A 19,150-nucleotide genomic window follows, 5' to 3' on the forward strand; every position below is an offset into this window, starting at 1 on the left:
CCCCACCCATGGACAACGCACCCCCGCAGGAACCGGACGCGTCCGACGAGACGTCGGGCGGCCGGCGGCGGATCAGCCGCAAGGGCCTCCTGAAGGCCGCACTCGTCGCGAGCGCCGCGCCGCTGCTCGCCGGTGGAGGCGTCGCGCTCGCCCGCGACGCCGCCTCCACCGGGAACGGGCCCCTGGCCCCCACCCCGGAGTGCGACGACGGCGACGACACGACGCCGCCGCAGATGGAGGGGCCGTACTTCAAGCCCAACTCGCCGCGCCGCACCAGCCTGGTGACCCCCGGCACCCCGGGCGTACCGCTCACCGTGAGCGGTTACGTCTTCGGCCGGGCCTGCCGGCCCGTCGCCGGGGCCCTGCTCGACTTCTGGCAGGCGGACACGAACGGGGCGTACGACATGGCCCGGTTCGCCTTCCGGGGACACCAGTTCACCGGCGCGGACGGCTCGTTCAGCCTCACCACGATCGTGCCGGGCCTCTACCCGGGCCGCACGCGCCACATCCACGTGAAGGCGCAGGCGCCCGGCGGCCGCATCCTCACCACCCAGCTGTACTTCCCGAACGAGCCCCGCAACGCCACCGACGCCCTGTTCGACCCCGTGCTGCTGATGAACGTCCGCAGCGCCGGGAACGGGCGTCAGGGTTCCTTCGACTTCGTCCTGGACGTCGCCCAGACGCCGGACCCGACCGATCCGCCCACCGACCCACCCACCGAGCCGGGGACCAGCTGGGCTCCCGGTACCTCCTACCGCGCGGGCGACCGCGTGACCTACGGCGGGGTCGCCTACCGCTGTCTGCAGGCGCACCAGGCCATGGCCGGCTGGGAGCCGCCGAACGTCCCCGCGCTGTGGGAGCGCGGGTAGACGCCAGAAACAGCGAGCGCCCGGCCCCGCCCGCGCCCCGTTCACGCCGTCCGGCGCGTGAACGGGGCGCCTCTTCGCGTGCGGCCGGAAAGTTCTCGCGTACCGTCCGAAACATTTGCCCGGCCCCACCGCGTCGTAGAGGGGGAAGGGCGGAACACATGGACGGGGGAAGACATGAAGGGTGCGCGCACCGAGGAGTTCAGAGTGTTCGCGGCCGGCCGGGCCGGGCATCTGTTCCGCTCGGCCTGCCTGCTGACCAGCGGTGATGTGCATCTGGCCGAGGATCTGGTGCAGGAGACGCTGAGCCGGATGTACGTGACGTGGGGCCGCTCCCGCCGCATCGACAACCCGGCGGCGTACGCGCAGACCGTGCTGGTGAGGACCTTCCTCACCCATCGGCGGCGTCGCTCTGCGGGCGAACGCCCGCTGGCCGAACTGCCCGAGCGTGCTCCGGCCGCCCCCGACGACCCGGCACTGCGGATGACGCTGCTGCGCGCCCTGTCCCAACTGGCGCCGAAGGACCGCGCGGTCGTGGTCCTGCGCTACTGGGAGGACCGCAGCATCGAGGAGACCGCCGCCGCCCTCCAGGTCAGCCCGGCCGCCGTACGGACCCGCTGCGTGCGGGCGCTCGGCCGGCTGCGGGAACACCTGGGCGGCAGCATCGCGGAGTTCGCCGCCTCCTGACGTACGGGCACTCCCGCCCCGCGGTTCCGGAGAACCGTCGGTACGGCGGCTGCCCGCCCGCGGCTCCCCGGAGCCGCCGGTGAGGGCGCTCCTCACCCCAGGCCCCCGAGGGCCGTCGAACTGTCGAGCAATCCGATACGAGAAGTGGTGGTTCCCCATGCCCAACGAAGACGAGCTCCCGTTCGAGGACAGCTTCGGTTCTCAACTGCGCCGTGCCGGAGGGACCTTCGAGCTGTCCGGCCGCGCCGCCCTGGTGGACGGCGCGCTGGAACAGGGGCGGCGCACCGTGCGCCGCCGCCGCGTCGCCGCCGTGGCCGGAAGCGTGCTGACCCTGGCCCTCGTCGGCGGCGGAGTCACCTTCGCCACCGGCCAGCTGGGCCCCTCCGGGGACGGGGTGAACGTCGCGAGCAGCGGCCCGGTCGGGCATACCTCCACGCCCACGCCGACCGCCACGGACACCGCGACGCCGACACCCGCGCCGACGAGTGACCCGGAGAAGGCCGCGAAGGGCGCCCCTTCGCCCTCGGACGCGCCGACAGCCGGGTCCGCGTCCGCCACTCCCACGGCGGGTGCGGGCACCCGCGAGCCGTCGCCGGACCCGGCCTCACGCGGCACGCACGACGCCGGGATCCCGGCTCCGCCGCTCGACTACACGCTGCTGATGCCCACCTTCCGCGCCCTGCTGCCGGAGGGGCTGACGGTGACGGACGTGACGGACAGCGGGGGCGAGTTCGCCTCGGTCGTCGTCGACGACGGCAAGGGCCGCTCCCTCGTGCAGATCAATGTGCAGCCGGACATGCGGGACGTCGCGGGCGATCTCTACGGCGACGCGACCACCCGGCCCGACGGCACCCTGCTCGCCACCGCGAAGAAGCCCGGCGAGAAGGGCGGCGCGGGGGTCGTCATGTGGACGGCCGACAGCATGCGCCCGGACGGCCTGCGGATCGTCGTCTCGGCCTTCAACTCCGGTGAGCAGTCGAGTCCCGCCACCCGCAAGGCGCCCGCGCTCACCATGGACCAGCTCATCGCCCTGGTCATCAGCCCGGAGTGGCCGAAGCTCCAGCAGCGGTAGCCCCGGGCCCGAGGGGCGCCGCCCCGGCCGCCGTGTCCTGTGCCGCCGTGTCCCGTGCCGCGGTGTCCTGCGCTGCTGCGTCCTGTGCCGCCGCGTCCCGTGGGTTCTCGTTCCGCCCGTGGGTACGCGCCCTGTGAGTCCGCGCTCTGTGGGTCCTCGTTCCGACCGTGGGTCCGCGTTCTGCGGGTCCGTACCCTGAGGAGTCGCGCCGCCCCGGCCGCGGCGACGGAGGGGGAGCGCGGGCTCACTTCGCGTCCGAATACCGCTCCACCACCGCCGTCGTGAAGGGGAACCGCACCGGCGTCTCGCCGAAGACGGTCCGCCCGGCCAGCTCGCCCGCCGCCCGGATCGCCTCGGCGACGGCGGCGCTCTCCTCGGCCGGGCAGTGCACGATCACCTCGTCGTGCTGGAAGAACACCAGCTGCGCCCGCAGCCCCTGTGCGAAGAGGGACCGGCGCAGCCCCGCCAGGAGCAGCAGCGCCCAGTCGGCCGCACTGCCCTGCACCACGAAGTTACGGGTGAAGCGCCCCCGGGCCCGGGCCGTTCCGCCGCCGGAGGCGGACCCGGGGCCCGGGTCGTCGCCGGAGCCTCCGGGGTCCTCCTGGGGGATGCCCGCCTCCTCGTTCTGTCCCGCGGAGACGACCGGCGGGCTGGTGCGGCCCAGCCAGGTCCGCACCACGCGGCCCTCCTCGCCCGCCCGCGCCGCGTCGTCGACATAGGCGACGGCCAGCGGGAAGCGGCGGCGCAGCGCGGCCAGGTTCTTCAGCCCGTCCCCGGAGGTCTGGCCGTAGATCGCGCCGAGCAGCGCCAGCTTGGCGTGCTCGCGGTCGCCGGAGAACGCCCGGTCGGACAGGGCCTTGTAGAGGTCGCCGTCATGGCCGGCCACCTCCATCAGCCCCCGGTCGCGGGAGATCGCCGCCAGCACCCGGGGCTCCATCTGGTCGGCGTCCGCGACGACGAGCCGCCAGCCCGGATCGGCGACGACGGCCTGCCGGATCACCTTGGGGATCTGGAGCGCCCCGCCGCCGTTGGTCGTCCAGCGGCCGCTGACCGTGCCGCCCGGCTGGTACTCCGGGCGGAAGCGGCCCTCGCGCACCCAGTCCTGGAGCCAGGACCAGCCGTGCGCGGTCCAGATCCGGTACAGCTTCTTGTACGCGATCAGCGGCTCGACCGCCGGATGGTCCAGCCCCTCCAGCTCCCACCGCCGGGTCGACTTCACCGCGATCCCCGCCCGCGCGAACGCCTTCACCACATCGGCGGGCAGATCCGGGCGCACCCTCACCCCGGCTCCCGGAGAACCGGGGGAGGCCCCGCGGGCGAACGCGGCCGACACCTCGTCCGCCAGCTCCGCGAGTCTGCGGGGCTCGCCGCCGCCCGCGTACCGCTCGCCCAGCAGGCCGTTCAGCACCTCCCGGTGGACGTCGGCGCGCCAGGGCAGCCCGGCCCGGTGCATCTCGGCGGCCACGAGCATGCCCGCCGACTCCGACGCGGTCAGCAGCCGCATCCGGTCGGGGTGCTCGGCCGCGTCATGGCGGCGCAGCTGGTCCGCGTAGACCCGCAGGAGCCCCTCGAACGGCACGCCGGGCCCCGAGGACGGCTCGAAGAGGGAGGACTGCGCGCCCGGTTCGGCGGACCGGGCCGGCGGGTCGGGCGGCACCGGGGCGTCGTCCAGCCGGGCCAGCGCGGCGGCGGCCGACCGGGGCTCGCCGAGCCGCCCGGCGTGCCCGAGCAGCAGCAGCTCGGCGCACTCGATGTCGTAGCACCGCTCGACCCGGACCCCGGCGGCGAGCAGCCGGGGGTAGACCTCGGCGGTCGACCGCCACACCCAGCGCACCACGTCGGGGCGGGAGCGGACCGCCTCGACGAGGTCGGGCTCGGCGACGACGGGACCGGCGGGCGTGCCGTCCCGGGCGAGCGGCGCGAGCAGCGCCCCGCCCCCGTCCGCGGCCGCCACCGCCCACCGTCCGGTCATGGGGACGAGTCTGGCACCCGCCACTGACAACGCCCCGGAGCCGCGCGCCTACCCTTGGACGGATGGAATCCGTGATCGACCGGGCCTGCGCGGCGGCCCTCTACGCGGAGGGCGACGCCGCCCTGGACACCGGTGCCTCCCTGCTCGCCGCCGCCCCGGACGCCGACGACGCGGCGCACCGGCGCGGTGAGGAGTTCGTGCGCCGGGCGTGGGAGCGCGGCTGGCACCCCGCCGACCTGGTCCGGTTCGTCCGGCGGGAGCTGGACGAGCGGCGGGCGGCGCTGGCGGGGACCCTGGTCGTCGCCGAGACCGCCCGGTACCCGGAGCTGCCGCCCCGGTGGCGGCAGCAGCTCGCGGAGCTCCCGCCGCCCGTGCCGCGCAACCGGCCCGACCGGTTCTCGTACGCCGCCGGTCTGCTGGAGCTGTACCGGGTGCTGTTGCGGCTGCCCGCCATCGAGCCCGTCGGACCGCCGCCCGGGGCCGCCGCCGGCCTTCCGCACCGGCTGCCCGCCGCCGACGAGCCCCGCGTGCTCACCCGGATCCGGGCGCTGCTGGCGAAGGCGGAGGCGACCGGCTTCCCGGAGGAGGCCGAGGCACTGACCACCAAGGCGCAGGAGCTGATGGCCCGGCACACCATCGACGAGGCCCTGCTCGCCGCCCGGACGCGGAGCCGCGCGATGCCGGGGGCCTGCCGGGTCGGGGTGGAACCCCCGTACGAGAGCGACAAGGCGGTCCTGCTGGACGCCGTCGCCGCCGCGAACCGCTGCCGGGCCGTGTGGAACGAGGACCTCGGCTTCTCCACGGTCGTCGGCTTCGACGCGGACCTGGAGGCGGTCGAGCTGCTGTTCACCTCGCTGCTCGTCCAGGGGACGACCGCGATGACCCGGGCGGAGGCCGGACAGCGCGCCGGAGGGCGTAAGCGGACCAAGACCTTCCGGCAGGCGTTCTGGAGGGGGTACGCCCAGCGCCTCGGCCGACGGCTGGCCGCCGACGCCGAGCGGGTCACCGCGGAGGCCGGCACGGGCGGGGACGGCGGACTGCTCCCCGTCCTCGCGGCGCGTGACGTCGCCGTCGCCGACACCGCCGAGCGGATGTTCCCGCGGACCACGACCACCCGGCTGCGCGGGGTCGTCGATCCGGCCGGCTGGACGCACGGCACCGAGGCCGCCGACCGGGCCCGGGTGGGCGGCACGCCGCACCGACCCGACGGGGAAATCATGGCTTAAGTCGGGCTTGTCCGTGTTGGTCCCGTTAGGCTCGGCCCATGAGCTGGCTCCGGGCGCTGAAGGAGACCGCCCGCTCGGGGCTGGAGATCGAGCGGCAGAAACTGGAACCCCTCATCGCCGTCCGGGGCGCGGCCGGCCTCGCCCTCGTCATCGGCATCAGCCTCGTGCTGTTCGGCCCGGAGATCGCGGCGAGTTCCGCGTTCGGCGCGTTCCAGGCGGCCATCGCCACCTTCCAGCGCAGCTGGCGGCCGCGCCCCGTCCTGGCCCTGGTCTCCGGCGCGAGCCTCGCCGTCTCGACGTTCGTCGGGTACGTCAGCGGCGCGCACGTCGTGCTCTTCCTCTGCCTGCTCGGCCTCTGGACCTTCCTCGCCGGGCTCGCCTGGGCGGCGGGCCCCACGGCCGGCATCATCGCCGCGTCCAACGTCGCGATCATGCTGGTGACCATCACGCTGCCCACCTCGGTGGTGGACGCCGCCGTCCACGCGGGGATGATCGCCGTCGGCGGCCTCGTGCAGGCCGCGCTCATCGTCCTCTTCCCGGTCCGCAGATGGGGCGCCCAGCGCGACGCGCTCGCCGACGCCCTGGCCGCCGAGGCCGACTACGCCCGCCGCCTGCGCCACGACCCGGTCGCCCCCTTCGACCCGCTGCCCCTGATGACCGCCCGCAGCGCCGCCGCCGTCACCTCGCGCCAGGCCCGCCGCCGCCCCGCCGAGCTGCGCGGAGCCCGGGGCGTGGCCGAGCGGCTGCGCCCGGTGCTGGCCTCGCTGGCGGACCCGGCGATGGGGGTGCCCGGGGGCGGGCTGGAACGGCTCTGGGTCAACGAACTGCTGGGCGCGGCCGGATCGGTCCTGGACGCCGCCGCGCGGGCCGTCCGCCACGGTGAGCCCGTCCACCTCTCCGTCACCGACCTCGGCGTCCTGAAGACCCCCGACAACGACGTGATCCTCGTCGGCCCCGCCCGCCGCGCCGCCGACCGCCTCTCGGCCCTGCTCGACGACGTCCTGGAGATCGCGGAGGGCACCGGGACCGACAGCGGGATCCCCACGGACCTCGCACCGGACACCCGGCACCGGCCCTCGCTGCTGAAGCTGGTCCCGGTGGTGCTGGCCGCGATGCGCCGCGAGATGCACCACGGCTCGCCGGTCATGCGCCACGCGATCCGGGTGGCGGTGGTCGCCGTCTCCGGCTACTTCCTGGGCGAGGCGGTGCCGCTCGGCCACGGCTACTGGGCGCCGATGACCGCCGTCATGGTGATGCGGCCCGACTTCTCGCAGACGTACGCCCGCTCCGCCGGACGCTTCGGCGGCACCCTGGTCGGCGTCGGGCTCGCCACCGCGACCGTGCAGACCGCCCACCCCGACGCCCGGCTCTCCTCGCTCCTGGCGGTGGTCTGCGCCGGGCTGATGTTCCTGCTGATGGGCACCGGCTACGCGGTCGGCCAGGCCTGCGTCGCCGCGTACGTCGTCTTCCTCCTCGGCATGGCCGGCGACGACTGGTCCCAGACCGTCACCGAACGCATCGTGCTGACCCTCGCCGGCGGGCTCCTCGCGATGATCGCGTACGCCCTCTACCCGGCCTGGGAGACGCCGCGGCTGCGCAACCGGCTGGCCGAGTGGCTGGTGGCGGACGGCCGGTACGCGGCCACGGTCGTCGACCGGTACGCCGACCCCGCCTCCCGGGACGACGAGGACGTCCGGGAGGCGCTGATCGCGACCCGGGAGGCCCGCGTCGCGTGGCAGGAGGCGCTGGCGACCGCCCAGCACGAACCCGTACGCCACCGGGGCATCTCGCGGGCCGCGGCCACCGACGCCCAGCACGCGCTGGCCCAGCTGGGCCGGTCCGCGATGGTGCTGGAGGCCCATCTGCCGGCCCGGTCGGCCGACCCGGTGCCCGGCGCGGCCCAGTTGGCCGAGGCGCTGCGCCGGGCCACCGAGAAGGGCGCCAAGGCGGTACGGGAGCGGCGGCTGCCCGACTGGCAGCCGGTGGTGGACGCGGTGGCCCACTGGGACATGCCCACCCCGACGGACGACGGCACGACACCGGTCGGCGACCCGGTCGTGCGCCGGGGCGCGGCGCTGCTGCTGGACGCGCTGGAGGAGTTCACCCGCGCCCTGGACGAGCGCGGCGGCTCCACCCGCGTCAGCAGCACCCTCGCCGGGAACTGAGCGCCCCGGTGCTTCCCGGGCCGACAGGCCCTACGGCGCGGGGATCTCGGACAGGTCCGGGAGACCGGGAAGCGAGGGCATCCCGCTCGGCAGCTTGCCCGGGTCCGCCTTGGTGAGGGTGTCCTCGGCACCGCTGTCCCACGAGACGACCAGCTTCGAGCCGTCGACGGAGTCGATCGCGCCCATCGTCCGGTCGGCGCCGCCGCCGTCGGTGCACTTCAGCGCGAGCATCGGCGCGCCGTCCATCTCCCGCACGTCGCCCTGGCACACGGACCGGTCGGCGACGAGGGCGACCTTGCCGGAGGAGATGGAGACCGTGACGTTCCTGCCGTCCGTCAGCCCGGCCCAGGTGCCCTCCAGGGCGGCGGCGCCGGCGGTGCTCCCGCCGGATTCCCCGGAGCCGCCGTCACCGGTGCCGGGCGCCGCGCTCGCCGGCGCGTCCGCGCCGGAGTCCTTCGGTGCGTCGTCGCTGCCGCAGGCGACCAAGGTGAACGAGGCGGCCAGGGCGGCCACCGCGATGGCGCCGGTGCGTGGAGAGCTGGTCACGTGGAGTTCCCCCTTGTTGCTTTCCGGTCGAAAGACCGCGCCACGTTACCAAGGTCTTCACGGATCAACTCCGGTAAGCGGGAGCGAAATAGGCGTGCCGTTCGTCTCTCTTCCGGAGGCGCGGCCCGCGTGGATAAGCCTGTAATCGAAGGAACACCCGCCGTGCACGTGCATCTGCTCATGCATGGGCATATGAACAGAGCTATGATCCGAGCTAGTTGACACTTGCACCTTGCAACTCGGGGAGCGTCCTGTGCACCACGTGTACAACGGCATGGCGGCCACAGAGCTTCGCGGAGTCGTCTGGCAGAAGAGCAGGCACAGCAACTCCCAGGGTTCCTGCGTGGAGTTCGCGCGGCTGCCCGGTGGAAATGTGGCGATGCGCAACTCCCGTCACCCCGACGGGCCCGCTCTCGTCTACACGCCCGCGGAGATCGAGGCGCTGCTGCTGGGCGTCAAGGACGGCGAGTTCGACCATCTCGCGACCGGCGCCTGACGCCGGGCCCGGCCCCCGAGGGGCCGGACCGGGGCGTCGGTGAGCCCTACTCCGTCTTCTCCGGCAGGCGGAAGAGCGCCCATACGACCTTGCCGTACAGCGGTCCGGTGGGCAGCTCTCCGAGGGGCACGGGAGAGGGGTGCCAGCCCCAGCTGTCGCTGACGCACTCCACCAGGAACAGTCCGCGGCCCGATTCGGCGGAATCCGCCGCCTCGCCCGCCACCGGGCTCTCCCGGCTGGGGTCGCGCACCGCGCACACCAGCCGCGAGGTCCAGCGCATCAGGTGCAGCCGCACCGGCGGGTCCTGGAACTCCCGGGGCGGATCGCCGGGCAGCGCGTGCCGCAGGGCGTTGGTGACGAGCTCGGACACCACGAGGGCGACATCGTCGAACCGGTCGCCCAGCTCCCACCGCTCCAGGGTGGTCCGGGTGAACTTCCGTGCCCCGGAGACCGCTTCGTAGCGCGCGGGCAGGGCGCACGAGGCCGATCCGGCAACCCCCGAGGGGTCGGTGGGGGGAAGCCCCTGCCGTAACGGCTCGAGCATCGTCGATCCATTCGTCCCCATACGAGGCACTCCCGGGATTCGCGGCTGTAGCGGCACTGCCTGTAGCGGTACTGCGGGGGGTACAGCGGCACAACACGAGCACGCAGGTGCGCGAGGACCACTGTTCCGAATGCGCACAGCAGATGCAAGGGCAGATGCACGTGCACGCGCCGGACCTGCCCGATACCGTGGTGGTTGCGGGGCATTTCTTCCCGGGGCCAGTTTCGGAGCTTTCCGGACGTCTTCCCATTTCCGTAACCGAATGAGTACGGGCTGAAGCGTTTTGGTGGCAGAATCCGGCAGTCGGGGTTCCGGGGGGCTCCGGTGCCAGGGAGAGCGATGGGGAGGGTCGGGCCAGTGTCGGCAGGCGAGTCGAGTGGATCGGTGGTGCGGCGCATCCTCCTGGGTTCCCAGCTCAGGAGATTGCGGGAGTCGCGCGGTATCACCCGTGAGGCGGCCGGCTACTCGATCCGGGCCTCCGAATCGAAGATCAGCCGCATGGAGTTGGGACGGGTGAGCTTCAAGGCCAGGGACGTCGAGGACCTGCTCACGCTCTACGGAGTGGCCGACGAGGCGGAGCGGGACTCGCTCCTCGGCCTGGCCCGCGAGGCCAACGTGGCGGGCTGGTGGCACAGTTACGGCGACGTGCTGCCCGGCTGGTTCCAGACGTACGTCGGCCTGGAGGGCGCCGCCTCCCTGATCCGCATCTACGAAGTCCAGTTCGTGCACGGACTGCTGCAGACCGAGGCCTACGCCCACGCCGTCGTCGCGCGCGGGATGCGCGGCGCCTCGCCCGCCGAGATCGACCGCCGCGTCGCCCTCCGCCTGGAGCGCCAGAAGATCCTCGTGTCGGAGCGCGCTCCGGCGTTCCACGCCGTGCTCGACGAGGCGGCACTCCGTCGCCCGTACGGCGAACGCGAGGTCATGCGCGCCCAGTTGCGGCATCTGATCGATATGTCGGAGCAGCCGAACATCACGCTTCAGGTCATGCCCTTCAGTCATGGCGGTCATGCGGGCGAGAGCGGCTCATTCACGATGCTGCGCTTTCCCGAATCCGATCTGTCGGACATTGTCTATTTGGAGCAGCTGACGAGCGCGCTCTATCTGGACAAGCCCGAAGAAGTCGCGCAGTACGAAAAGGCGATGGCCGCCCTGGCCCAGGAGAGCCCGTCTCCGGAAGAGAGCCGGGATCTTCTGCGCGGACTACTCCAACTGACGTAATTTCTCGTTACGATGACGTCACATCAGGAGTCTGCGAACGCCTGCAGTAAGGGATTGCATGTCCTTCTTCCATGAACTGGCACACCAGTACATCGACGGTGAGTGGCTGACCGGCAGCGGCTCGTGGGACATCATCGATTTCAATCCCTACAACGGTGAGAAACTCGCCGCGGTCACCGTGGCCACCGCGCTGGAGGTCGACCGGGCCTACCGGGCGGCCGAGCGGGCGCAGCGGGAATGGGCCGGGGTCAACCCGTACGAGCGGCGGGCCGTCCTCGAACGCGCGCTCCGTATCACCGGCGAGCGCGCCGAGGAGATCACCGAGGCGATCATCGACGAACTGGGCGGCACCCGGCCGCGCGCGCGGTACGAGGTCGACAGCGCCGCCGAATTCCTGCGGGAGGCGATCCGCCAGGCGCTGCGGCCCACCGGGCGGCTGCTGCCCGCCGTGGGAGACGGCCGGGAGAACCGGCTCTACCGGCTTCCCGTCGGCGTCGTCGGAGTCATCAGCGCTTTCAACTTCCCTTTCCTGGTGACGATGAAGTCCGTCGCGCCCGCCCTGGCCCTCGGCAACGCGGTCGTCGTGAAACCCCACCAGAACGCCCCGGTCGTCGGAGGCGGCCTGATAGCGCGGATATTCGAGGACGCCGGGCTGCCGGCCGGGCTGCTCAACGTGGTGATCACCGACAGCGCCGAGATCGGTGACGCGTTCATCGAGCACCCCGTGCCCAAGGTCATCTCGTTCACCGGCTCCGACCGGGTCGGACGGCACGTCGCCGCCACGGCGGCCGGCGCCTTCAAGCGGACCATCCTCGAACTGAGCGGGAACAGCGCCCTGGTGGTGCTGGAGGACGCCGACATCGACTACGCGGTCCGGTCCGCCGTCTTCAGCCGCTTCCTGTACCAGGGCCAGGTCAGCATGGCGGCCAACCGGATCCTGGTGGACCGGTCGGTGGCCGCGGAGTTCACCGAGCGCTTCACCGCCGAGGTGGCGGCGCTCAAGGCCGGCGACCCGCGGGACCCGGAGACCCGGATCGGTCCGGTCATCAACGCCTTCCAGGCCGACGCGCTGGACGCCCTGGTGGACCGGGCGATCGCGGACGGCGCGACGGCCCTCGTCCGGGGCCGGACCGTCGGTAACGTCGTCGGGCCCACCGTCCTCACCGGCCTCGCCGAGGACTCCCCGCTGCTGACGCAGGAGATCCTCGGCCCGGTGGCCCTGCTGATGACGTTCGACGGCGAGGACGAGGCCGTGCGGATCGCCAACGAGGGCCCGTACGGTCTCAGCGGCGCGGTCCACACCCGGGACGCGGAGCGCGGTGTGAAGTTCGCCCAGCGCGTCGTCAGCGGGATGTTCCACGTCAACGACTCCACCGTGCAGGACGATCCGCTGGTCGCGTTCGGCGGCGAGAAGACCTCCGGGGTGGGGCGGCTGAACGGCGAGGCGGCGGTGGAGGCGTTCACCACCCAGCGGTGGATGTCGATCCAGCACGGCCGCTCGGTCTTCCCGTACTGACGCCACGTCCTGACGCTACGTCACGGAAGAGGCGCGGGTCCTCGGAACGTGGTGCGGTAGGCGCTCGGCGAGACGCCCAGCGCCGCATGGAAGTGCCGGCGCAGATTGGCCGCCGTACCGAGCCCGGTGCGCGCGGCCACCTGCTCCACGGGCGTGTCCGACTCCTCCAGCAACTCCCGTGCCAGTTCGATGCGTTGCCGGGTCAGCCAGGCCATGGGCGTCAGGCCGACCTCGTCCCGGAACCGCCGGGTGAAATGCCGCACGCTCATCGACTCGCGGGCCGCCAGCTGCCCCAGCGTGATCGGGTCCTGGAGCCGCCGCAGCGCCCAGTCGCGGGCGGCCGAGGTCCCCGGGGCCGACTGCCCGGGCACCGGCCGCCGGATGTACTGCACCTGGCCGCCCTCGCGGTGGGGCGGCACCACCGTGCGCCGGGCCACGTCGTTCGCGACGGCCGTCCCGTGGTCGCACCGGATCATGTGCAGGCACAGGTCGATCCCGGCGGCACACCCCGCCGAGGTCAGGACGGACCCCCCGTCGGTGTAGAGCACGTCCGGGTCCAGCCCGACGCGGGGGAAGAGCCGGGCGAACAGCTCCGTGTACCGCCAGTGCGTGGTGGCCGTGTGCCCGTCGAGGAGCCCGGCCGAGGCCAGCACGAACGCACCGGTGCAGATCGACGCCACCCGGACCCCGGGCCGGATCAGCGCGAGTGCCTCCGCCAGCGGGGCCGGTAGCGCGGGCGTCTCCTGGACGTAGTCCTCGTACGACGACAGGACGATCACCGTGTCGGCCTCGGCCAGCGCCTCGGGCCCGTGCGCGACGGCCACGGTGAAATCGCCGTCCGTCCGCACGTCGCCGGGTGCGGGGGAGCAGGTGGCGACCTCGTACAACGGCTCGCCGTCGGCCGACGCCCCCTGCCGGGCCTGGCCGAAGAGCTGGTGGACGATGCCCAGCTCGATGGGGAGCAGGACCGCGCGGGCGAGCACGGCGACGCGGTGCCGGCCGGGGCGGGTGAAGACCGTCATGGCCATATCCTTGCGCACCTGGTCCATCGGGACACTCGTGAGGGCGGGGCCCGCTCGCGACGCTGACTCCATGGCCTCATCGACCTCGACTTCGACCACGACCCCGCCCGCCCGAATCCACCGCGCATGGCTGATGGCCGCCGTCGCGGGCGCGGCCATCGTCACGGCGGGCGCGTTCACCACCGTGCCCGGCCTGCTGGTGACGCCGCTGCACCAGGAGTACGGCTGGGAGCGCGGGCAGATCGCGCTCGCCGCCTCGGTGAACATGGTGCTCTTCGGCCTCACCGCCCCGTTCGCGGCGGCGCTGATGGACCGGATCGGGGCCCGCCGGGTGGTCGTGGGGGCACTGCTGCTGGTCGCGTCCGGGGCACTGCTGACCGGGGTGATGACGCGGCCCTGGCAGCTGGTCGCGTACTGGGGTGTGCTGATCGGCCTCGGCAGCGGCTGCCTGACCATGACGTTCGCCGCCGGGCTCACCGCCCGCTGGTTCGACCGGCGGCGCTCGCTGGTGACGGGCGCGCTCAGCTCCGCGAGCCACCTGGGCCAGCTGTTGTTCCTCCCTCTCCTCGCCCGGTCCGTCGACCACCACGGCTGGCGTCCGCCGGTGGTGACGCTGGCGCTGGTGGCCCTGGCGGTGGCCGCCCTGGTGTTCCTGCTGCTGCGCGACCACCCGGCCGAGGCCGGCGTGAAGCCGTACGGGGCAACGGAGTTCGTACCGAAGCCGGCCCCGGCCGCCGGAGCGGCGGTGGGCACGCTGAAGGTGCTCCTGGGGGCGGCGCGCACCGGCCCGTTCTGGCTGCTGGCCGGGGTGTTCGCGCTCTGCGGGGCGTCCACCAACGGCATCATGTGGTCCAACTGGGCGCCCGCCGCGCACGATCACGGCATGCGGGCCACGGCGGCGGCCTCGCTGCTGTCCCTGATCGGGATCTTCTCCGCCCTCGGCGCGCTGCCGGCCGGCTGGCTGACCGACCGGTTCGACCCGCGCCGCGTGCTCACCGTCTGCTTCGCCGTCCGCGCGCTCACCCTCCTCGCCCTGCCCCTGGTGTTCGCCTCGACGGTCACCGTGCCGATGCTCCTGTTCACGGCGGTCTACGGACTCGTCGACGTCGCGACCGTGCCGCCCGTCATCGAACTGGCCCGCCGGGTGTACGGGGAGGACGGGCCCGTCGTCTTCGGCTGGACGAACGCCGCCCACCAACTGGGCGCGGGCGCCTCGGCGTTCCTCGGTGCCACCGCCCGGGACGCGTTCGGCACGTACGACGTGGTGTGGGCCGCGCTGGCGGCGGGATGCCTGGTCGCGGCCCTGCTGGCCCCCGCCGTCCGGATGCGAGGGCACACCTGCCGCCCGGACGCAAGCGGGCGGGGCTACCCTAGTCAAAGTTGAATACGAAGGAGTGCCATGTCCGCGATCCGGCTGCTGGTCCTCGGCGCGGTGCGCATGCACGGCCGCGCGCACGGCTACCAGGTGCGCAACGACCTGGAGTACTGGGGCGCGCACGAGTGGTCCAACGCCAAGCCCGGGTCGATCTACCACGCCCTGAAGCAGATGGCGAAGCAGGGACTGCTCCTCGCGCACGAGACGGCCCCGTCCACGGCCGGCGGCCCGCCGCGCACCGAGTACGAGGTCACGGACGAGGGCCTCGACGAGTACCGCACCCTGCTGCGGGACGCCGTCCGCTCCTACGACCGGAACCTGGACGTCCTCTCGGCGGCGGTCGGCTTCATCGTGGACCTGCCCCGCGAGGAGGCGGTCGCGCTGCTCAAGGAGCGGATCGAGGGCATCCGGGAGTGGCGGGACGCGGTCACCGAGTACTACACCCCCGCGGAAGGGCCCGAATCCCTCGGCCACATCGGCGAGATCATGAACCTGTGGGTGCACTCGGCGGACAGCGGCGCGGAGTGGACCCGGGGGCTGATCGCCCGCATCGAGGGCGGCGCGTACACCTTCGCGGGCGAGGGCGAACCGTTCGTCGGCGTGCTCGCCGAGGGCGAGGAGAACCCCTACGCGACCGGGGTGCCCGACCCCGGGGATCTCGACTGATCACGTCTGAGGCGGGCCGGACCGGAGTGCGTCATGTTCGCGCGGCTCGGCCGGTGGCGGCGGGCCGCCGCCTCAGTGGTGGAACCCCGTCGCGGCCGTCCGGTCATGGCTCACCGGATGCTTCTGCGCCCGCAGTTCGGGCAGGGCCAGCCTCAGGTCCTCGACCAGCAGCTCGGCCAGGTCGGAGGAGAAGCCGTTGCGGCACACCACCCGCAGCACCGACAGGTCCTGCCGGTTGGCGGGGAAGGTGTACGCGGGCACCAGCCAGCCGCGCTCCCGCAGCCGGCGCGACACGTCGAAGACGTCGTACGCGTGGACGTCCGCGGTCGTCGTGAAGGCGAACACCGGCAACTCATCGCCCCGGGTGAGGAGTCGGAAGTCGCCGAGGTCCTCCACCGCGCGGGCCAGCGAGCAGGCCACGTCCCGGGAGGCCTGCTGGACCGCCCGGTAGCCGTCGCGCCCGAGGCGCAGGAACGTGTAGTACTGCGCGACCACCTGCGCCCCGGGCCGGGAGAAGTTCAGCGCGAAGGTCGGCATGTCGCCGCCCAGGTAGTTGACCCGGAAGACCAGCTCCTCCGGCAGCTCGTCCGACGTACGCCACAGGGCCCAGCCGACCCCCGGATAGACCAGGCCGTACTTGTGGCCCGAGGTGTTGATCGACGCCACCCTCGGCAGCCGGAAGTCCCACACCAGCTCCGGGTCGAGGAAGGGCGCCACCATCGCGCCGGACGCCCCGTCCACATGGACCGGGATGTTCAGTCCGGTGCGCTCCTGGAGGGCGTCCAGGGCCGCGCAGAGGTCGGCGATCGGCTCGTAGGACCCGTCGAAGGTGGAACCGAGGATGCCCACGACCCCGATGGTGTTCTCGTCGCACAGCTCGGCGGCGGCCTGCGGGTCGAGGTGGAAGCGCCCGCCCTCCATCGGGACCTGCCGGGCCTCCACCTCCCAGAAGGTGCAGAACTTCTCCCAGCAGACCTGCACGTTGACGCCCATCACCAGATTGGGCCGCGCCGTCGCCGGATAGCGGTCCGCGTTCCGCTTCGCCCAGCGCCGCTTCAGGGCGAGCCCCGCGAGCATGCACGCCTCGCTCGACCCGGTGGTCGAACACCCCACGGCCGCCGCCGGGTCGGGTGCGTTCCACAGGTCGGCGAGCATCGCCACACAGCGCCGCTCCAACTCGGCGGTACGCGGGTACTCGTCCTTGTCGATCATGTTCTTGTCCCGGCACTCACCCATCAGGACGCCGGCCTGCGGCTCCATCCACGTGGTGACGAACGTGGCCAGATTGAGCCGGGAGTTGCCGTCGAGCATCAGCTCGTCGTGGACCAGCCGGTACGCCGTCGGCGGCGGCATCGGCCCGTCGGGCAGCCGGTGCCGGGGCGGCGCGGTGTTCATCGCGGCCGTCGGGTCCGCCTCGCCGAAGAACGGATTCAGCGCCAGCCTGCGCCGCTCCTCGGAGGGTTCGTCCTGTTCCGGGTGGGCACCGCGGTGCAACGCCATGGTGGGCAAGCCCTTCTCTCGGCCGGCGGGGTCGGTACGCGTCCGTGTGCGGGGTCAGTTCCCGGCGGCCAGGCCCGCCTTGATCGCCCGGGTGAACTTCACGACCCGCTCGGCCTGCACGCGGGTGGCGGTGAGGGTCTGCTCGCCGACCGGGAGGTCGCCCTGCCCGGCGATGTGCGAGGTGCCGTACGGGTTGCCGTCGACGAACTTCGTGGGGTCGGTGTACCCGGGGGTGACGAGGATGCCGCCGAAGTGGTGGATCGTGTTGTACAGCGCGAGCAGCGTGGACTCCTGGCCGCCGTGGGCGGTGGCCGTGGAGGTGAAGCCGCTGTAGACCTTGTCGGCGAGCTGCCCCGACTGCCACAGCCCGCCGAGCGTGTCGATGAACTGCTTCAGCTGGGCGGTGATGTTCCCGTACCGGGTCGGCGAGCCGAAGATCACCGCGTCCGCCCAGACCATGTCGTCCGGCGAGACCTCGGGGATGTCCGCGGTCGCCCGCGCGTTCTCCGCCCACGCCGGGTTGGAGTCGATCGCCGCCTGCGGGGCCAGCTCCGCCGCCCGGCGCAGCCGCACCTGCGCCCCGGCCCGTTCGGCGTCCTCGGCCATCGCCTTCGCGATCGTGGCGACGGTGCCGGTCGAGGAGTAGTAGACGACGGCGACGTTGACGGGCGTGGGCATGCGGGGAACCTCCGTCGAACCGGAATCGGTACAGGGCGGCGCAAAAGCGCACGAACCAGACGATACGGAGGTTCAGGGCGTCCGGCGCGCCGGACGGGGCCTTCCCCGTGACCGCGCACGCCGCCCGCTCAGCGCAGCGACTTCCCCTCCGCGTCCAGCTGCATCTGGGCCCGCCCCGTGACCAGCAGCCACGCGGGCAGTGTCGCCGCACACAGCAGCGGCAGCACGGACGCGTCGCTGACCAGCACCGCCGCGGTGAACAGGCTCACCCAGCCCTGCCGGGTGACGGCGAGCAGCAGGCCCAGCACCGCGCAGGACACCGCGAGCGACGGCGGGACCGCGTCGACCAGCGCATGGGCGCACAGCCCGAGCGACACCCCCGCGAAGACCGCCGGGAAGATCCGGCCGCCCCGGAACCCGCAGGTGGCGGCGATCGCGAGGGCGGCCATCTTCACCACCGCCATCCCCGCGAACTCCCCGGCCGACCACCCGTCCGGGTCACCGGCCAGCGTCTTCACCTCGTCGAGCCCCTTGAACAGCGTGAGATGGCCGCCCAGCGCGCCCAGCAGCCCCAGCACGAGACCGCCCGCCGCCAGCGCGAGCACCGGATGCCGCAGTGCCGCGAAGACCCGGTGCGCCACCGGGAACGCGTACACCGCGAGCAGGCCGAGGAGCGCGCCCGCCGAGGCGATCAGCAGGGCGGCGAGCAGGTCGCCCCAGTGCGGTCCGGCGTACGCGGGGAGGGCCAGGTCGAAGCTCGGCTCCGCGATCAGCGACATGGTCAGCGCGCCCGCCGTCCCGGCCGCGAGCGGCGCGAACAGGCGGTCCCAGAACGCCCCGGGGCCCGGCTGCGCGGCCAGCACCTCGGAGAGGATCAGCGCGGCGGCGATCGGCGTGCCGAAGAGGGCCCCGATCGTCCCGGCCGCCGCGAGCGCCACCCACACCTCGCCCGGTGCGCCGGGGGCGAACCGCCGGCCGAGCCAGAAGGCCAGGGCGATGTTGGCGGCGGTGATCGGGTTCTCCGGTCCGAGGCTCACCCCGCCCGCCAGTGCCAGGACGGTCACCAGGAGCAGCCCCGGCACGATGCCGAGCCGCATCGGGGCGTCGACCAGCCCGGTGGTGGCCGGATCGGGACCGCCGTGACCGGGCGCGGCCCGCAGGACGAGCCCGACCGCGAGGCCGGTCGCGGTGAGCATCACGACCATCCAGAGCGAGGAGAACCCCCCGACCCCGAGCGCGTCGGGCAGGGACTCCCACAGCACGTCCTGGAGCTGCTCCGCCAGCAGGCTCACCCCGAGCAGGATCAGCGCGCAGGCGACGCCGACCGCGATCGCGGGCAGCACGAGCGCCAGCAGCCGCCGGGCGGGGGCGGCGGGAGGCTGCGGGGGAGCGGGGGGTTCGGGGTCGGCCACCGGCTCACCATAGATTCACCATGGCGACTAAACGGGCATAACACCCCAATGGCGGCCCGGGTTGCGGTCAGCGGCGGTCCGGGCGGCGGCGCACCGCGGCAAGCCGCTCCCACCGCCGTCGGACCGTGCCGCTCCCCGCTGCCGCGCGCACCGATCAACCGCCGTCGGACCGTGCCGCTCCCCGCT

17 protein-coding genes are annotated in these 19,150 nt (G+C 73.3%); 10 read left to right on the top strand and 7 right to left on the bottom strand.

The features are described 5' to 3' along the window. Positions 1-8: 8 nt before the first annotated feature. From KME66_RS18750 to KME66_RS18760, 3 genes are all read left to right on the top strand, one after another. Positions 9-869, top strand: coding sequence for a carbohydrate-binding protein (locus KME66_RS18750; RefSeq protein ID WP_216329451.1), 861 nt, complete (start codon positions 9-11; stop codon positions 867-869). A 174-nt stretch (positions 870-1,043) separates the two neighbouring features. After that, positions 1,044-1,553: a SigE family RNA polymerase sigma factor gene (locus KME66_RS18755; protein ID WP_073225893.1), complete on the top strand. Its 510-nt coding sequence runs from the start codon at positions 1,044-1,046 to the stop codon at positions 1,551-1,553. Between the two features lie 157 nt (positions 1,554-1,710). Next, positions 1,711-2,625 carry a hypothetical protein gene (locus tag KME66_RS18760; RefSeq protein WP_216323935.1) on the top strand — a complete coding sequence of 305 codons (915 nt, stop codon included), beginning with the start codon at positions 1,711-1,713 and terminating at the stop codon, positions 2,623-2,625. 244 nt (positions 2,626-2,869) lie between these two features. Here KME66_RS18760 and KME66_RS18765 read toward each other — a convergent pair whose 3' ends face one another. Continuing rightward, on the bottom strand, positions 2,870-4,597 hold the full coding sequence (locus KME66_RS18765) for a bifunctional 3'-5' exonuclease/DNA polymerase (protein WP_216323937.1): 1,728 nt from the start codon (positions 4,595-4,597) through the stop codon (positions 2,870-2,872). Positions 4,598-4,659: 62 nt separating this feature from the next. On the opposite strand from KME66_RS18765, the gene KME66_RS18770 reads away from it, so the two are divergent. Next, the gene (locus KME66_RS18770) at positions 4,660-5,823 is read left to right on the top strand and encodes a DUF2786 domain-containing protein (RefSeq protein ID WP_216323940.1); all 1,164 of its coding nucleotides are present in this window, start codon (positions 4,660-4,662) and stop codon (positions 5,821-5,823) included. A gap of 38 nt (positions 5,824-5,861) precedes the next feature. Next, entirely contained in the window at positions 5,862-7,988 is a 2,127-nt protein-coding gene (locus tag KME66_RS18775; RefSeq protein WP_216323943.1) for an FUSC family protein, read from the top strand. A gap of 30 nt (positions 7,989-8,018) precedes the next feature. Here KME66_RS18775 and KME66_RS18780 read toward each other — a convergent pair whose 3' ends face one another. Then, on the bottom strand, positions 8,019-8,534 hold the full coding sequence (locus tag KME66_RS18780) for a hypothetical protein (RefSeq protein ID WP_216323945.1): 516 nt from the start codon (positions 8,532-8,534) through the stop codon (positions 8,019-8,021). A 253-nt stretch (positions 8,535-8,787) separates the two neighbouring features. Between KME66_RS18780 and KME66_RS18785 the strand changes: the two genes are divergently transcribed. Beyond that, positions 8,788-9,030, top strand: a complete 243-nt coding sequence (locus KME66_RS18785) for a DUF397 domain-containing protein (protein WP_073225869.1) — start codon at positions 8,788-8,790, stop codon at positions 9,028-9,030. Positions 9,031-9,076: 46 nt separating this feature from the next. On the opposite strand, the gene KME66_RS18790 is transcribed toward KME66_RS18785, so the two are convergent. Further along, positions 9,077-9,574: an ATP-binding protein gene (locus tag KME66_RS18790; RefSeq protein ID WP_073225866.1), complete on the bottom strand. Its 498-nt coding sequence runs from the start codon at positions 9,572-9,574 to the stop codon at positions 9,077-9,079. Positions 9,575-9,931: 357 nt separating this feature from the next. Between KME66_RS18790 and KME66_RS18795 the strand changes: the two genes are divergently transcribed. Next, the gene (locus KME66_RS18795; RefSeq protein WP_216323948.1) at positions 9,932-10,795 is read left to right on the top strand and encodes a helix-turn-helix transcriptional regulator; all 864 of its coding nucleotides are present in this window, start codon (positions 9,932-9,934) and stop codon (positions 10,793-10,795) included. A 58-nt stretch (positions 10,796-10,853) separates the two neighbouring features. Next, a complete protein-coding gene (locus tag KME66_RS18800) occupies positions 10,854-12,311 on the top strand; it encodes an aldehyde dehydrogenase family protein (RefSeq protein ID WP_216323951.1) in 1,458 nt (485 codons plus the stop codon). 20 nt (positions 12,312-12,331) lie between these two features. Here the strand turns inward: KME66_RS18800 and KME66_RS18805 are convergent, their stop codons facing one another. Then, positions 12,332-13,339 (bottom strand): GlxA family transcriptional regulator, encoded by a 1,008-nt coding sequence (locus KME66_RS18805; RefSeq protein ID WP_253208600.1) that lies wholly within the window; start codon positions 13,337-13,339, stop codon positions 12,332-12,334. A gap of 64 nt (positions 13,340-13,403) precedes the next feature. On the opposite strand from KME66_RS18805, the gene KME66_RS18810 reads away from it, so the two are divergent. After that, positions 13,404-14,717, top strand: coding sequence for an MFS transporter (locus KME66_RS18810; RefSeq protein WP_253208401.1), 1,314 nt, complete (start codon positions 13,404-13,406; stop codon positions 14,715-14,717). A gap of 15 nt (positions 14,718-14,732) precedes the next feature. Beyond that, positions 14,733-15,374: a PadR family transcriptional regulator gene (locus KME66_RS18815; protein WP_216323957.1), complete on the top strand. Its 642-nt coding sequence runs from the start codon at positions 14,733-14,735 to the stop codon at positions 15,372-15,374. A gap of 72 nt (positions 15,375-15,446) precedes the next feature. Here KME66_RS18815 and KME66_RS18820 read toward each other — a convergent pair whose 3' ends face one another. The 3 genes from KME66_RS18820 to KME66_RS18830 all read right to left on the bottom strand — a co-directional run bounded on the left by KME66_RS18820 (position 15,447) and on the right by KME66_RS18830 (position 18,964). Beyond that, positions 15,447-16,874, bottom strand: a complete 1,428-nt coding sequence (locus KME66_RS18820; protein WP_216323960.1) for a glutamate decarboxylase — start codon at positions 16,872-16,874, stop codon at positions 15,447-15,449. Between the two features lie 54 nt (positions 16,875-16,928). Beyond that, positions 16,929-17,552: an NAD(P)H:quinone oxidoreductase gene (gene wrbA, locus KME66_RS18825; protein ID WP_216323963.1), complete on the bottom strand. Its 624-nt coding sequence runs from the start codon at positions 17,550-17,552 to the stop codon at positions 16,929-16,931. Between the two features lie 128 nt (positions 17,553-17,680). Then, a complete protein-coding gene (locus tag KME66_RS18830) occupies positions 17,681-18,964 on the bottom strand; it encodes an ion channel protein (RefSeq protein ID WP_216323966.1) in 1,284 nt (427 codons plus the stop codon). Between the last annotated feature and the right edge of the window lie 186 nt (positions 18,965-19,150).

Source organism: Streptomyces sp. YPW6 (assembly GCF_018866325.1).
GTDB lineage: Bacteria > Actinomycetota > Actinomycetes > Streptomycetales > Streptomycetaceae > Streptomyces.

Excerpts from the sequence above, each read along its gene's own strand:
- KME66_RS18800 (WP_216323951.1), top strand. The coding sequence starts at position 10,854 with ATGTCCTTCTTCCATGAACTGGCACACCAGTACATCGACGGTGAGTGG.
- KME66_RS18750 (WP_216329451.1), top strand. The coding sequence starts at position 9 with ATGGACAACGCACCCCCGCAGGAACCGGACGCGTCCGACGAGACGTCG.
- KME66_RS18755 (WP_073225893.1), top strand. The coding sequence starts at position 1,044 with ATGAAGGGTGCGCGCACCGAGGAGTTCAGAGTGTTCGCGGCCGGCCGG.
- KME66_RS18790 (WP_073225866.1), bottom strand. The coding sequence starts at position 9,574 with ATGCTCGAGCCGTTACGGCAGGGGCTTCCCCCCACCGACCCCTCGGGG.
- KME66_RS18810 (WP_253208401.1), top strand. The coding sequence starts at position 13,404 with ATGGCCTCATCGACCTCGACTTCGACCACGACCCCGCCCGCCCGAATC.
- KME66_RS18775 (WP_216323943.1), top strand. The coding sequence starts at position 5,862 with ATGAGCTGGCTCCGGGCGCTGAAGGAGACCGCCCGCTCGGGGCTGGAG.
- KME66_RS18805 (WP_253208600.1), bottom strand. The coding sequence starts at position 13,339 with ATGGCCATGACGGTCTTCACCCGCCCCGGCCGGCACCGCGTCGCCGTG.
- KME66_RS18760 (WP_216323935.1), top strand. The coding sequence starts at position 1,711 with ATGCCCAACGAAGACGAGCTCCCGTTCGAGGACAGCTTCGGTTCTCAA.
- KME66_RS18820 (WP_216323960.1), bottom strand. The coding sequence starts at position 16,874 with ATGGCGTTGCACCGCGGTGCCCACCCGGAACAGGACGAACCCTCCGAG.
- KME66_RS18815 (WP_216323957.1), top strand. The coding sequence starts at position 14,733 with ATGTCCGCGATCCGGCTGCTGGTCCTCGGCGCGGTGCGCATGCACGGC.
- KME66_RS18770 (WP_216323940.1), top strand. The coding sequence starts at position 4,660 with ATGGAATCCGTGATCGACCGGGCCTGCGCGGCGGCCCTCTACGCGGAG.
- wrbA (WP_216323963.1), bottom strand. The coding sequence starts at position 17,552 with ATGCCCACGCCCGTCAACGTCGCCGTCGTCTACTACTCCTCGACCGGC.
- KME66_RS18765 (WP_216323937.1), bottom strand. The coding sequence starts at position 4,597 with ATGACCGGACGGTGGGCGGTGGCGGCCGCGGACGGGGGCGGGGCGCTG.